Below are 12,205 nucleotides of genomic sequence, written 5' to 3' on the forward strand. Positions count from 1 at the left end.
ATAATTTAGCACGTTCATGGCCTGCTCAACGAATCTCGCGACCTAGAGTCGCGGTCCTGTGGGCGGCCTCTCATCGATACGTGGAACGGCCCGGCGGTTTGGGGCCGCCGGGCCGTTGAGGGGTTGACAATTGAGGGTCAGAGGCCGGAGAGCTTCTGGCCGGCTCGGATGACGGCCATGCCGAGGCGGTCGCCCGGGCGGCGTCCCAGGCGCTCTATCGGGCCGGACACCGAGATGGCGGCGACGACGCGGCCGGTCTTGTCCCTGACCGGGGCTGAGACGCTGACCACACCGGGCTCGCGCTCGGCGACCGACTGGGCGAAGCCGCGGCGCCGGACCTCGGCGAGCGTCTTCGACGAGAAGCGGCACTTGGGCAGCAGCGGCAGGATCCCCTCCGGCGGCTCCCAGGCGAGCAGTACCTGCGCGCCCGAGCCGGCCGTCATCGGGAGGCCTGCGCCGACGGGCACCGTGTCGCGCAGCCCGGAGGCGCGCTCGGCGGCGGCCACGCAGACGCGTTCGTCGGCCCGCCTGCGGTAGAGCTGGGTCGATTCGCCCGTCTGGTCGCGGAGGAGGTTGAGCACCGGTTCGGCGGCACTGAGGAGGACGTCGGCCGTGGACCCGGCGAGCTCGCCGAGTTTCGGGCCGGGGCGCCAGCGGCCCTCGTGGTCGCGTTGCAGCATCTCGTGGGCTTCGAGGGCCTGCGCGAGCCGGTGGGCCGTGGCCCGGGGCAGACCGGTCTCGTGCACGAGCTCAGCCAGGCTGGCGCCGTTGGTGCAAGCCGTGAGGATGAGCACCGCCTTGTCAAGGACGCCGACTCCGCTGATAGTATTCGTTCTCACGAGCTGAACATTACCTCCCATATTTCGAGAAGTCCAACGACTGGGAACAGAGATGTCACCTACACCACACGAATCCGAGGGAACGGCACCGCGCACCCTCGCGCAGAAGGTCTGGGACGCCCACGTGGTACGCACGGGCGGCCAGCAACCCGACCTGCTCTACATCGACCTGCACCTCCTCCACGAGGTGACCAGCCCCCAGGCCTTCGACGGCCTGCGGCAGGCCGGGCGGAAGGTCCGCCGGACCGATCTCACGATCGCGACCGAGGACCACAACACGCCCACCGACAACCTCTTCACCATCGCGGACCCGACCAGCCGCAAGCAGATCGAGACGCTCCGCGCCAACTGCGAGGAATTCGGCGTCCGCATCCACTCGCTCGGTGACGAGAACCAGGGTGTCGTCCACGTCGTGGGACCCCAGCTGGGACTTACCCAGCCGGGCATGACCGTCGTGTGCGGCGACTCCCACACCTCGACCCACGGCGCGTTCGGCTCGATCGCGTTCGGCATCGGCACCAGCGAGGTCGAGCACGTGCTCGCCACGCAGACCCTGCCGCAGGCCAAGCCGAAGTTCATGGCCGTCACCGTGAACGGCTCGCTGCCCGAAGGCGTCTCGGCGAAGGACCTGATCCTCAAGGTCATCTCCATCACCGGCACCGGCGGCGGCAAGGGCCACATCGTCGAATACCGCGGCCAGGCCATCGAAGAGCTGTCGATGGAAGGCCGCATGACGGTGTGCAACATGTCGATCGAGTGGGGCGCCAAGGCCGGCATGATCGCGCCTGACGAGAAGACCGCCGCCTACGTCAAGGGCCGCGCGCACGCGCCCAAGGGCGAGGACTGGGACGCCGCCGTCGAGTACTGGAGCACGCTCAAGACCGACGAGGGCGCCGTCTTCGACAAGGAGATCGTCATCGACGCGGCCTCCCTGAGCCCGTTCGTCACCTGGGGCACCAACCCCGGGCAGGGCGTCGAGCTCTCAGGCAACGTCCCCGCCCCCGAGGACTTCGCGGACCCGATCGCGCGCACCACCGCCGCGGGCGCCCTGGAGTACATGGGCCTCCAGGCGGGCACGCCGATGCGCGAGATCGGCGTCGACGTCGTCTTCCTCGGCTCGTGCACCAACGGCCGCATCGAGGACCTGCGCACCGCCGCCGAGGTCATCAAGGGCCGCAAGGTCGCCGAAGGCGTCAACATGATGGTCGTGCCCGGCTCCGCCAAGGTCCGCGAGCAGGCCATCGCCGAAGGCCTCGACAAGGTCTTCATCGAAGCGGGCGCCGACTGGCGCTTCGCGGGCTGCTCGATGTGCCTGGGCATGAACCCGGACCAGCTGACGCCCGGCCAGCGCGCCGCCTCCACCTCGAACCGCAACTTCGAGGGCCGCCAAGGCAAGGGCGGGCGCACGCACCTGGTGAGCCCGGCCGTCGCCGCCGCCACGGCCGTCACCGGCCACCTCGCCAGCCCGGCGGATCTGTAGGAAGGGCAGGGAATCATGGACAAGTTCACGACCCACACCGGCCGCGTCGCGCCGCTGCGGCGCTCGAACGTCGACACCGACCAGATCATCCCGGCCGTGTACCTCAAGCGGGTCACCAAGACCGGCTTCGAGGACGGCCTGTTCGCGGAGTGGCGCGAGGACGAGAAGTTCCTCCTCAACCAGCCCGAGTACGCGAACGCCACGATCCTGGTCACCGGCACCGAGTTCGGCACCGGCTCCTCGCGCGAGCACGCCGTCTGGGCCCTGAAGGACTACGGGTTCAAGGCGGTCATCGCCCCGCGCTTCGGAGACATCTTCCGCGGCAACTCGCTCAAGAACGGTCTGTTGACTGTGGAGCTGCCCGAGGCGGCCGTCGAGGAGCTGTGGCTCCTGGCCGAAACGCACCCGGAGTCGGAGATCACCGTCGACCTCGTGGCCTGCGAAGTCCGTGCGGGCGACCGCACCTGGGGCTTCGAGTTCGACGAGTTCCTGCGCTGGCGCATGATGGAAGGCCTCGACGACGTGGCCCTGACGCTGCGCGACGAGGACAAGATCGCGGGCTTCGAGTCGAACCGGGACGCTTGGCGGCCTAGGACTCTCCCCGTTCAGGTCTAGTGTCCGCAGGCCGATCCAGTTAGACCTCACGTACGGAGCCGGTGGCGATGCCACCGGCTCCAGGCGTGTTCGGGTCCCTCCCAACGGGGTTGCGAGCGTCGATTTCGGGCACCTGAATAAAAATTCCCTGCGACACAACGGGTCTATTTTCGCGGAAACAGTTGCGTTCGCTTTCGAAACGTCATAACGTGCGCTTAACAAGCTGGTATGGCTTCAAGGACTATCGGGAGGGTAGGACTCGTGAACAAGGCAGAGTTCGTCGAACGGATCGCCGCACGCACTGGCGACCGGGCCGCCGCGAAAGAAGTCGTGGATGTCGCGATCGACGAGATACAGCGCGCGGTGGTGAAAGGGGAGAAAGTCTCCTTCGCCGGTTTCGGCGTCTTCGAGAAGCGCCAGCGCGCCGCTCGCATGGCCCGCAACCCGCGCACGGGCGAAGCGGTGAAGGTCAAGAAGACCGTGGTCCCCGCGTTCCGCCCGGGCACCGGCTTCAAGGAGCTCGTGACCGGCAAGCGCAAGGCCGCCAAGTCCGCGACCGCCAAGAAGGCCGCGCCGGCGAAGAAGGCCACCGCGAAGAAGACCGCGGCCAAGAAGACGGCCGCGAAGAAGACCACGCGGGCCGCCTCCACGGCGACCCGGTCGACCGCCACGAGCCGCGTGGGGGCCAAGAAGACCGCGGCGAAGAAGACGACGGCCAAGAAGGCCTCGACCGCGAAGAAGGCCGTGCGCAAGACCGCGGCGAAGCCCGCCGCGAAGAAGACCGCGGCGAAGAAGACCACGAGGCGCGGGCGCTGATGCCGCGGCCCCGAACCGGTTCGGGGCACGGTGAGGCCCCCGTCCGACTCGCACGGGGAAGAGGGCATTCAGGAGCCACCTGAATGCCCTCGCTGCTTTACACGGAAGGGCGCCTCGGACGGCACGCTTCACTCGTTCGCGGCACCGCCCGCGACTGCGTCCGAGAAGTCATTGGCGAACTTCCCCTCTGGATCGACACGAGCGCGAAGTTTCTCCCAGTCGCCCATTCGCGGATAACGCGAGCGGACATCACTCATTGGTATCGAAAACAATTTGCCCCAATGCGGCCGCGGTGAGAACGGTTCCAAAGCCGCCTCCGCCGCCGCCATCACCGGAGCGACCGCCGAGAAGTCACTCACCCAAGTGAAATGCAGGCCCACAGTGTCGCGCCCGAATGCGGGAGAGAGCCACAGGTCGTCCGCCGCCATCGTGCGCACCTCGCAGATCTGCACGACCGAACCGAGCGCCTCCCCGATCCCCGCCAGCGCCTCCAGCGCCGCGGGCGCGTCCGCCCGGTCGATCAGGAACTCCGACTGCAGCTCGTCGCCCGCGCTGGGCGTGAACTCGGGCTTGAAGTGCGGCAGGCGCTCGTGCCACGGGCCGGTCTGGCCCTGCTGCACCGTGCACGCCTCCGGGTCGACGCCCGGCACCGGGTGCCGCTTCCCGTCCGCCAGCGGCGCCCCGAACCAGTTCGCCTGCGGGAACGGGTGGGTCTGGTCGGCGGTGCGCTGCTTGACCCAGTACTGGAACACCGGCGCCGCGCCCCACGCGGTGAACAGGCTCGTGCTGTACGCCGACGAGGTGAGCTCGTCGAAGTGCGCCACGGCCCGGTCGAACGCGAGGCCGTCGTAGACGTACTGGCGCATCTCGAAGCCCGGCAGGAGGTCCAGGGTCACCGCGTGCACGACGCCCAATGCGCCCAGGTGGACCACGGAACCGGGGAAGTCCGCGTCGCCGCGCGCGACCGTGCGCAGCTCCCCGTCGGGGCCGATGAACTCGACGGCGGCCACGGCGGTCGCGAGGTTCCCGTTGCGGTCGCCCGAACCGTGCGTGCCGGTCGCGATGGACCCGGCGACGGAGATGTGCGGCAGGGACGCCATGTTGTGCAGCGCGTAGCCGGCGCGGTGCACGGCGTCGCTCAACGCGGCGTACGTGATCCAGCCCGAGGCGCGGACCGTGCCCGCCAGGGCGTTGACGTTCACCTCGGGCTCGATGCCCGCGAGGGAGATCATCGTCGCGTCGGAGGCCGCGATCGCGTTGAACGAGTGGCCCGAGCCCAGCACGCGCAGGCGCGGCGCGGCCGCGACGGCCTTGCGCGCCTCGTCGAGCGTGGCGGGGGCCTCGAAGCGGCTGGGGGAGAAGGCGATGTTCCCGGCCCAGTTCTGCAGGGCGGTGGGGGCTTCGTCCGGCACGGCGGCATTCCTCCTAGTCAGTGCGCCCCGCAGGGCGGGCTGCGGCGCGCACGGTGCAATGAGGCGGCCAACGGTACCGCGAACGCAGTGAGAGGAGCGAGAGCCGCCCGAGGGACGGGAAAGACGCGGTCACGGGCATAGGGCATGCCCCTTCCCGCCCGCATCCGCCTGCACCCGACCGAAGCAATGCGATCACCCTCCCGCACGGGTACGACAAGCCCGACCGTGTCATGACGGCCGTCACCGCCAGCGGCGAAATGTCATACCCCCGTGCCAGGGTTATTGACCGGGGGCCCGAAACACGGCCCTCAGCGGCTCTCCCCGTGCCCGCGAACCGGCCTCCTAGAGGCGCTCCACGCCCACGAGCTTCTGGCCTGACAGGGACAGCACCCATGCCTCGCCCGGCCTCGTCGAGACGTCAGGGGTCTCCACCCCGTCTTCGTCGGCGAGGATCGCGACCGTGTCGCTCACGACTTCCGGCTCGGCGCAGACGATCGCCGCGCCGCCGCCGCCCGCGAGTTCACGGAGGCGGTTGCCCGAGCGCTCAGGGTTGCGTTCGTGCGCTTCGGTGTCGAACGCCGAGTCCCCGCTGAGGCGGCACCGCACCGCCTGCGCGATCGGCTCCACCGTCTGCACGCTCGCCCGCCCGGTCGCGCTGAACGCCCGGTCCGGCTGGTACAGCGCCGCGAGCGCCGCCACCCGCACCGCCTGGTCCTGGCCGCGCCGACTCAGCGGCCGGGCCACCTCCGGCCCGTCCCAGTCCTGCTCGGCCTCCGCCGGAGCCACCAGGATCACCGTCGCGGTCACCGCCGGCAGCGCCGCGAACGCCTTGAGCACCTGCTGGTCCCGCGGCCGCGTCAGCGCCTCCCGCGCCTCGGCGAGGGTGATCCAGCGCCGCTCGCCGATCTCCTCGTCCGCGGTGAAGGCCGCATCCGGCTTCTCCGTGCGCATCGACCAGTAGTCGACGTACTTCAGCACGTCGCCCGCGGGATTGGGCAGCACGTACGAGGCCCGGCACAGCCGCATCTGCGGGATGACCGGGATCCCGGTCTCCTCCTCGACCTCCCGGCACGCCGCCGTGAGCGGGTGCTCGCCGGGGTCGAGCTTGCCCTTCGGCAGCGACCAGTTCCCGACCTTGGGCCGCCACACGGCGATCACTTCCACGAGGCCGCGCTCGCCGTTGCGCCACAACAGGCCGCCAGCGGCGGCGATCTGCCTCTGCGGCGCCCCGTTCCCGACAGTGTCCTGTTCCACACTCACGCTTCATACGGTACTGGGACTCACCCAATCGCGGGAAGTGTGCCACTCGCGCGGGGTAACGCGGCCCGCCGCGTCTAGGAGCGCATCGTGGGGATCCGGACGGCGACGACGCGCCCCTCGGCGTCGGTGTCGAGGTCGACGCGCTGGCCGACGCGGAGGAACCGCAGGCCGGAGACGGCGAAGGCCGCCGCGTCGAAACCGACGCGGCGGCCGCTCAGTTCGGGAGGACTGTCGAGGACGACCTCGCCGGAGGCGTCCTCGTTGAAGTTGGAGACGGTGCCCTGCATGGTCCCAGCTTGGCCCATGCGGGCCCTGAATTCCAGGCGCTGCCGCTTCCGGCGGTGCCGCTTTTCCGGGACTACTTCCGGATCTGGGGGTTGTTGCGGCCGCCGAGGGCCTTCTTGGCCTTGAGGCCGAGCCAGACGACGCCGCCGACGATGGCGATGAAGAGGGCGAAGTTGAAGATGAAGGCGAGGATGCCGCCGATCGCCCCGAGCACGAATTGGATCACGTTCACCACGATGATGACCGCGAGGACCGCGCCGCCGAACAGGGCCGCGAGCCAGCCGAAGAGACGCCAGTTCATGTCACTCACTCCGAGTCGAGTCGAAATCCGAGCCGGCCCGTCCGGTCGGCAGGGTAGATGTCATTGTGACTCTATGATGACATCATAGCGGGTCCGGCGCAACCCTCGGGTACCGCCGGGACCGGTCCGCGCGCACCGCTCGGCGCGGCGCGTACCTGGGGGTTCACGCGACGTAGCGGGCCGCCCCGCGGCGGGGAGTCAAACCCCACGCTTTGCTTACCGTCGCCTGAAGGGCGTGGCGCGGGCGTTAGAGTGCAATGCACTGACGATCCCGTACACGACGGCACAGGCCGAGCCCATGCGGCCGAGCCCTCCCCGAGAAAGCGAGCCCACAGGTGACCGAGCCGAGGCCCGAGGCGCAGTACACCTTCCGCCGCCGCGGGGGTGACGCCCTGTCGCCCGACGTCCGCGTCTACGCCAACATCGTCAAGGGCGCGATCCTGGGGCTCAGCAAGCGGTCCTGGTCCGGCATGGAGCACATCCCGCTCAAGGGCCCCGCGATCCTGGTGTGGAACCACTACTCGGACATCGACCCGATCCTCGTCGTCCACTACGTGTACAACGCCGGACGCCACCCGCGGTTCCTGCTCAAGGAGTCGATCGTCCGCGTCCCGGTCGTCGGCGCGATCCTCAAGCGCGCCGGGCAGATCCCGGTCAAGCGCGGCAGCGCCGAGGCCGCCGACTCGCTCCGCATCCTCGAAGACCAGCTCGCCCAGGGGCACGTGGTGATCATGGCTCCCGAAGGCACGGTCACGAAGGAGCCCGACCGCTGGCCCATGCGCGGCAAGACCGGCGTCGCCCGCCTCGCCCTCGAGTCCGGCGCGCCCGTGATCCCGATCGTGCAGTGGGGCGCCCTCGGCATCCACGACCGCAAGCGCGACCCCAAGTTCAAGCTCGGCCGCAAGCCCGTCACCGTCCGGGCGCTCCCGCCGGTCGACCTCTCCCCTTGGCGGGACAAGGAACCCACGCGGGACGACCTCGTCGAGGTGACCGACCGGATCATGGAGGACCTGCGCGCGGGCCTCGCCGAGATCCGCGGCCAGGAAGCACCCCCTCTGTTCGACCCCCGGCAGCAGCGAACTGAAGAAAGCGGGTCTTCCGAGTGAGAGCAGCCGTCATGGGGGCCGGTTCCTGGGGGACCGTGTTCGCCAAGATCCTCGCCGACGCGGGCACACCGGTCACGGTGTGGGCCAGGCGGGCCGAGGTCGCCGAGGCGATCAACGCCGAGCACCGCAACCCGGACTACTTCCCGGACATCGAGCTGCCGGGCCTGGTGAGCGCCACCGCCGACGCGGCCGAGGCGCTGCGCGGGGCCGACCTCGTGGTCCTGTCCGTGCCGAGCCAGACCCTGCGCGGCAACCTCGCGGCGTGGGCCGAGCACCTCGAGCCGGTCGCGACCCTCCTGAGCCTCATGAAGGGCATCGAGCTCGGCACCACGATGCGCATGACCGAGGTCATCGCCGAGGTCACCGGGGCGCACCAGTCGCGCATCGCGGTCCTGTCGGGCCCGAACCTCGCGCGCGAGATCGCCGAGCAGCAGCCCACGGCCTCCGTCGTCGCGTGCATCGACCACGGCCGGGCCGTCGACGTGCAGAAGGCCGTCACCACCTCCTACTTCCGCCCGTACACGAACACCGACGTGGTCGGCTGCGAGCTCGGCGGCGCGGTCAAGAACGTCATCGCCCTCGCCTACGGCATGGCCGCGGGCATGGGCATGGGCGACAACACGAAGGCCACGATCATCACCCGGGGCCTGGCCGAGACCACCCGCCTCGGCACGCGGCTGGGCGCGGACCCGACCACGTTCGCCGGGCTCGCCGGCCTCGGCGACCTGGTCGCGACCTGCTCGTCCCCGCTGTCGCGCAACCACACCTTCGGCGAGCAGCTGGGGCTCGGCGCGACCCTCGAAGAGGCCGCGCGCGTCACCAAGCAGACCGCCGAGGGCGTCAAGAGCTGCCGTTCCATCACCGACCTCGCCCGCAAAGTGGGCGTGGAGATGCCGATCTGCGACGCCGTGGAGCGGGTCTGCCACGAGGGACTCGACCCCAGAGCCGCGGTCGCCGAACTCATGGGACGCGAGACCAAACCCGAAACCGACAGTTTGAGGTCCGACAAATGACTAAACCGACCGTCGCCGTGTTCTTCGGCGGGCGCAGCGTGGAACAGCCCGTCTCCTGCGCATCCGGCTCCGGTGTGGCCAAGGCGCTGCGCGACAGGGGTTTCGACGTCACCACCATCGGCATCACCCGCAGCGGCGAATGGGTCGAGCTCTCGCCCGACGTCGCGTTCGCGATCGACGCTCCCGACGCCCTCCCCGAAGTGACCGCCGAAGCGGGCAAGGCCGTCGCGATCGACCTCGGCCCCGGCGCGCAGCCGGTCGCCGACGTCCTCTTCCCGGTCCTGCACGGCCCCTTCGGCGAGGACGGCACCATCCAGGGCCTGTTCGAGATGGCCGGGACGCCGTACGTCGGCTCCGGCGTGCTCTCCAGCTCACTGTGCATGGACAAGGAGTTCAGCAAGCGGCTCCTCGCGGCCGAAGGCGTCCCGCAGGGCGCGTTCGACGTCCTCAAGCCCGGCGAGGAGCTCGACGCCGAAGCGGTCATCGGCAGGCTCGGCCTCCCGATCTTCGTCAAGCCCGCGCGCGCCGGCTCGAGCCTCGGCATCAGCAAGGTCAACTCGGGCGCCGAACTCGCCGAAGCGGTGGCGAAGGCCCGCGAGGTCGACGACAAGGTCGTCTTCGAAGCGGCCTTCCAGAACGCCCGCGAGATCGAGATGGGCGTCGTCGAGACCCTGGACGGCGACCTCGAGATCACCTTCCCGCTCGAAGTGCTCGCCATGGGTGAAGACGGCTGGTTCGACTTCGACGCCAAGTACCTCGACAACCCCGAGCCGTTCAACCTCCGCCCCGACTACCCCGAGGGCGTGGCCGAGCAGGCCCAGGCCCTCGCCCGCAAGGTCTTCCGGCTCCTGGACTGCCGCGACCTCGCCCGCGTCGACTGCTTCCTCGGCGAGGACGGTGTGGTGTACCTCAACGAGGTGAACACCATGCCGGGCATGACGCCGATGAGCGGCGTGCCGCAGGCCTTCGCCGCCTACGGCATCTCGTACGGCGAGCTCGTGGAGCGCCTGGTCACTCTTGCCGCAGCCCGGGTGGGCGGCGGCAAAGAGGCCGCGTAACCTGGACTCCGGCCATCTCCGGCTCGCTGGAGCCGGCCACCGTACACCCGTGTGCGCGCCAGGCCCTGGCTGTGTTCTCGAACAACAGTCTCCAGGTGCATCCCTGAGCGCGCTACACTCACGCGTTTCTGCTGGTCAGGGACGTATGATGCCTCGTATGTCGTTCGAGGCAACGCATGAATTACTGGAGAGATCATTGCAAGCTAAGGCGAAAGTCAAGCTTTCCCGATCCCTCGGCATCGCTCTGACGCCGAAGGCCGCCAAGTACATGGAGCGCCGTCCCTACCCTCCGGGGCAGCACGGCCGCGGCCGCAAGAAGGAATCGGACTACAAGAACCAGCTCGTCGAGAAGCAGCGTCTGCGCGCCCAGTACAACATCTCTGAGCGTCAGCTGCGGAACACCTACGCCGAGGCCGTGCGCAAGCCCGGCAAGACCGGTGAGGTCCTGGTCGGCCTGCTCGAGTCCCGCCTGGACGCCTTCGTGCTCCGCGCCGGGTTCGCGCGCACCATCTACCAGGCGCGCCAGTTCGTCAACCACGGCCACTTCACCGTGAACGGCCGCAAGGTCGACATCGCGTCCTACCGGCTCAAGGCCGGCGACTTCGTGCAGGTTCGCAAGAAGTCCCGCGAGACCACGCCGTTCCAGCTGGCCGCCGCCGGCGCCTGGGCGGGCGAGACGACTCCGGCTTACATCGAGGCCCACCTCGAAGGCCTGATCGCCCGCTTCCTCTCGGTGCCCGAGCGCAAGCAGATCCCCGTGATCTGCGACGAGCAGCTCATCGTCGAGTACTACTCGAAGTAACGCACGCGAGTCTCACTCGGCTGAAGCTCAGCCGAGCGGTGAGTGCCGCCCGGGTCTCCGGGCGGCGCTCCGCTCTCTGTCCAGTGCCCTCCGTCACGGTCAACCCCCTGGTAGGCGGTATTGGGACGCGAGTAGACTCGCTCAGTGGTGCAGTGCGTCCCCATGTGGGTAGCCATGCGCTCCGGGTGTCGCCGTGTACTCGGACGCCGTTGGCGAAGCGCCGCGCCATTCCAATGCCGACCCGACCCAGGGTCGGCGTGCCAGTAGCTCCGACCTGTCATAGGTGCGGGGTTTTCAGACCGAGTTGTCACGGTAGCGGAGGACATGCCGAAAAAAGACGGTGCCATCGAGATTGAGGGCAAGGTCGTCGAGTCCCTCCCGAACGCTATGTTCCGGGTGGAGCTCACCAACGGCCACAAGGTACTCGCCCACATCAGTGGCAAGATGCGCCAGAACTACATCCGAATCCTCCCCGAGGACCGGGTCGTGGTGGAGCTCTCGCCGTACGACCTGTCGCGCGGGCGGATTGTCTACCGCTACCGCTGACCTGACGACTACACGTAAGTAGGACTCGTGAAAGTCAAGCCGAGCGTCAAAGTGATCTGCAAGAACTGCCGCGTGATCCGCAGGCACGGACGAGTGATGGTTATCTGCTCGTCCGACCCGCGTCACAAGCAGCGTCAGGGCTAAGCAGCACAACGCCAGCAATGAAAGGCCCCAGTAGGGGAAACCGCCGCCAGTGCGCCAGCACAACCCTCGGCTCGGAGGCCGGGGCTCGCATCGCCCATCAGGGCAGGGGAATCAGAACCCCGGCGAGAAGGCAGTGGTCAGACCTCCGACAACACTAGGAGTACGCCTGTATGGCACGCCTGGTTGGAGTCGACCTCCCGCGCGACAAGCGCCTGGAGATCGCACTCACCTACATTTTCGGCATCGGCCGCACGCGCTCGCTTGAGACGATCGCGGCGACCGGCCTCGACCGCGACAAGCGCGTCAAGGACCTCACCGACGAAGAACTGGTGCAGCTCCGCGACCACATCGAAGAGCACTACCAGGTCGAAGGTGACCTGCGCCGCGAGGTGCAGGCGGACATTCGCCGCAAGATCGAGATCAACTGCTACCAGGGTCTCCGTCACCGCTACGGCCTTCCGGTCCACGGTCAGCGGACCAAGACCAACGCCCGTACTCGCAAGGGTCCGAAGAAGACCGTCGCGGGCAAGAAGAAGGCACGTTAGGAGA

The 12,205-nt window shown here is 68.9% G+C and carries 15 protein-coding genes; 10 read left to right on the forward strand and 5 right to left on the reverse strand.

What is annotated here, in order from left to right:
• Window positions 1-137 precede the first annotated feature (137 nt).
• Window positions 138-824: an IclR family transcriptional regulator gene (locus tag AB0K52_RS01005; RefSeq protein ID WP_344469158.1), complete on the reverse strand. Its 687-nt coding sequence runs from the start codon at window positions 822-824 to the stop codon at window positions 138-140.
• Between the two features lie 67 nt (window positions 825-891).
• Here AB0K52_RS01005 and leuC point away from each other — a divergent pair, with 67 nt between their 5' ends.
• From leuC to AB0K52_RS01020, 3 genes are all read left to right on the forward strand, one after another.
• Window positions 892-2,319, forward strand: coding sequence for a 3-isopropylmalate dehydratase large subunit (gene leuC / locus AB0K52_RS01010; RefSeq protein WP_208495387.1), 1,428 nt, complete (start codon window positions 892-894; stop codon window positions 2,317-2,319).
• Between the two features lie 15 nt (window positions 2,320-2,334).
• Window positions 2,335-2,934, forward strand: a complete 600-nt coding sequence (gene leuD / locus AB0K52_RS01015) for a 3-isopropylmalate dehydratase small subunit (RefSeq protein ID WP_363524336.1) — start codon at window positions 2,335-2,337, stop codon at window positions 2,932-2,934.
• A gap of 240 nt (window positions 2,935-3,174) precedes the next feature.
• Entirely contained in the window at window positions 3,175-3,729 is a 555-nt protein-coding gene (locus AB0K52_RS01020; RefSeq protein WP_363524339.1) for an HU family DNA-binding protein, read from the forward strand.
• Between the two features lie 128 nt (window positions 3,730-3,857).
• Here AB0K52_RS01020 and AB0K52_RS01025 read toward each other — a convergent pair whose 3' ends face one another.
• From AB0K52_RS01025 to AB0K52_RS01040, 4 genes are all read right to left on the reverse strand, one after another.
• Window positions 3,858-5,141 (reverse strand): D-arabinono-1,4-lactone oxidase, encoded by a 1,284-nt coding sequence (locus tag AB0K52_RS01025; RefSeq protein WP_363524342.1) that lies wholly within the window; start codon window positions 5,139-5,141, stop codon window positions 3,858-3,860.
• 342 nt (window positions 5,142-5,483) lie between these two features.
• A complete protein-coding gene (locus tag AB0K52_RS01030) occupies window positions 5,484-6,401 on the reverse strand; it encodes an NUDIX hydrolase (RefSeq protein WP_363524345.1) in 918 nt (305 codons plus the stop codon).
• A gap of 74 nt (window positions 6,402-6,475) precedes the next feature.
• Complete coding sequence (locus AB0K52_RS01035; protein WP_363524348.1) at window positions 6,476-6,688, reverse strand: cold-shock protein; 213 nt, start codon at window positions 6,686-6,688, stop codon at window positions 6,476-6,478.
• Between the two features lie 71 nt (window positions 6,689-6,759).
• Window positions 6,760-6,987: a hypothetical protein gene (locus tag AB0K52_RS01040; protein ID WP_208495383.1), complete on the reverse strand. Its 228-nt coding sequence runs from the start codon at window positions 6,985-6,987 to the stop codon at window positions 6,760-6,762.
• A 335-nt stretch (window positions 6,988-7,322) separates the two neighbouring features.
• On the opposite strand from AB0K52_RS01040, the gene AB0K52_RS01045 reads away from it, so the two are divergent.
• From AB0K52_RS01045 to rpsM, 7 genes are all read left to right on the forward strand, one after another.
• Complete coding sequence (locus AB0K52_RS01045; protein WP_363524351.1) at window positions 7,323-8,093, forward strand: lysophospholipid acyltransferase family protein; 771 nt, start codon at window positions 7,323-7,325, stop codon at window positions 8,091-8,093.
• Window positions 8,094-8,104: 11 nt separating this feature from the next.
• Complete coding sequence (locus tag AB0K52_RS01050) at window positions 8,105-9,106, forward strand: NAD(P)H-dependent glycerol-3-phosphate dehydrogenase (RefSeq protein WP_363524354.1); 1,002 nt, start codon at window positions 8,105-8,107, stop codon at window positions 9,104-9,106.
• Window positions 9,103-10,164: a D-alanine--D-alanine ligase family protein gene (locus AB0K52_RS01055; RefSeq protein ID WP_363524356.1), complete on the forward strand. Its 1,062-nt coding sequence runs from the start codon at window positions 9,103-9,105 to the stop codon at window positions 10,162-10,164. The genes AB0K52_RS01050 and AB0K52_RS01055 overlap by 4 nt, the downstream gene beginning before the upstream one ends.
• 157 nt (window positions 10,165-10,321) lie before the next feature.
• A complete protein-coding gene (rpsD, locus tag AB0K52_RS01060; RefSeq protein ID WP_363524359.1) occupies window positions 10,322-10,966 on the forward strand; it encodes a 30S ribosomal protein S4 in 645 nt (214 codons plus the stop codon).
• A gap of 324 nt (window positions 10,967-11,290) precedes the next feature.
• Window positions 11,291-11,512, forward strand: coding sequence for a translation initiation factor IF-1 (gene infA / locus AB0K52_RS01065; protein WP_026929479.1), 222 nt, complete (start codon window positions 11,291-11,293; stop codon window positions 11,510-11,512).
• 27 nt (window positions 11,513-11,539) lie between these two features.
• On the forward strand, window positions 11,540-11,656 hold the full coding sequence (gene rpmJ / locus AB0K52_RS01070) for a 50S ribosomal protein L36 (RefSeq protein WP_081913453.1): 117 nt from the start codon (window positions 11,540-11,542) through the stop codon (window positions 11,654-11,656).
• Window positions 11,657-11,826: 170 nt separating this feature from the next.
• Complete coding sequence (gene rpsM, locus AB0K52_RS01075; RefSeq protein WP_208495378.1) at window positions 11,827-12,201, forward strand: 30S ribosomal protein S13; 375 nt, start codon at window positions 11,827-11,829, stop codon at window positions 12,199-12,201.
• Window positions 12,202-12,205 lie beyond the last annotated feature (4 nt).

This window comes from Glycomyces sp. NPDC049804 (genome assembly GCF_040674615.1).
GTDB classification, from domain to species: domain Bacteria; phylum Actinomycetota; class Actinomycetes; order Mycobacteriales; family Micromonosporaceae; genus Glycomyces; species Glycomyces niveus.

What these genes read in the sequence shown, in the direction of transcription:
- leuC (WP_208495387.1), top strand. Translation starts at nt 892, where the DNA reads ATGTCACCTACACCACACGAATCCGAGGGAACGGCACCGCGCACCCTC.
- leuD (WP_363524336.1), top strand. Translation starts at nt 2,335, where the DNA reads ATGGACAAGTTCACGACCCACACCGGCCGCGTCGCGCCGCTGCGGCGC.
- AB0K52_RS01035 (WP_363524348.1), bottom strand. Translation starts at nt 6,688, where the DNA reads ATGCAGGGCACCGTCTCCAACTTCAACGAGGACGCCTCCGGCGAGGTC.
- AB0K52_RS01040 (WP_208495383.1), bottom strand. Translation starts at nt 6,987, where the DNA reads ATGAACTGGCGTCTCTTCGGCTGGCTCGCGGCCCTGTTCGGCGGCGCG.
- AB0K52_RS01050 (WP_363524354.1), top strand. Translation starts at nt 8,105, where the DNA reads ATGGGGGCCGGTTCCTGGGGGACCGTGTTCGCCAAGATCCTCGCCGAC.
- AB0K52_RS01055 (WP_363524356.1), top strand. Translation starts at nt 9,103, where the DNA reads ATGACTAAACCGACCGTCGCCGTGTTCTTCGGCGGGCGCAGCGTGGAA.
- rpsD (WP_363524359.1), top strand. Translation starts at nt 10,322, where the DNA reads ATGTCGTTCGAGGCAACGCATGAATTACTGGAGAGATCATTGCAAGCT.
- infA (WP_026929479.1), top strand. Translation starts at nt 11,291, where the DNA reads ATGCCGAAAAAAGACGGTGCCATCGAGATTGAGGGCAAGGTCGTCGAG.
- rpsM (WP_208495378.1), top strand. Translation starts at nt 11,827, where the DNA reads ATGGCACGCCTGGTTGGAGTCGACCTCCCGCGCGACAAGCGCCTGGAG.